We start from the raw sequence: 574 nt of genomic DNA on the forward strand, positions 1-574 counted from the left end.
GGTAAAGATGGCCGTGACGGAGTAGACGGTAAATCAATCACAGTAACGGGTCAAACAATCGATCCGAATGGCAATACAGTAGTGACATTCAGCGATGGCAACTCAATTACAGTACCGAAAGGCAAAGACGGAACTTCGGTTACAGTCAAAGGTACAAGCCAAGATCCAAACGGTAATACAGTAATCGAATTCAGTGATGGCTCTAAAGTAACTGTTCAACGCGGTAAAGATGGCCGTGACGGAAAAGACGGTAAATCAATCACGGTGACAGGCCAAACAATCGATCCGAACGGCAACACAGTAGTGACATTCAGTGACGATAATTCAATTACAGTACCAAAAGGTAAAGATGGCACTTCAGTTACAGTCAAAGATTCACATCCAGATGCAGATGGTAATATAGTGATTGAATTTAGTGATGGCTCTAAAGTAACTGTTCAACGCGGTAAAGATGGCCGTGACGGAAAAGACGGTAAATCAATCACGGTGACAGGCCAAACAATCGATCCGAATGGTAACACAATAGTGACATTCAGTGACGGCAACTCAATTACAGTACCGAAAGGCAAAGACG

1 protein-coding gene is annotated in these 574 nt (G+C 43.6%); it reads left to right on the plus strand.

The features are described from left to right. Nucleotides 1-574, plus strand: a 574-nt coding sequence (locus HMPREF3031_RS13580) for a DUF5666 domain-containing protein (RefSeq protein ID WP_257243623.1), incomplete at both ends; no start/stop codon positions are given.

Origin of the sequence: Staphylococcus sp. HMSC072B07, from assembly GCF_001815505.1 — a bacterium.
GTDB lineage: Bacteria > Bacillota > Bacilli > Staphylococcales > Staphylococcaceae > Staphylococcus > Staphylococcus simulans.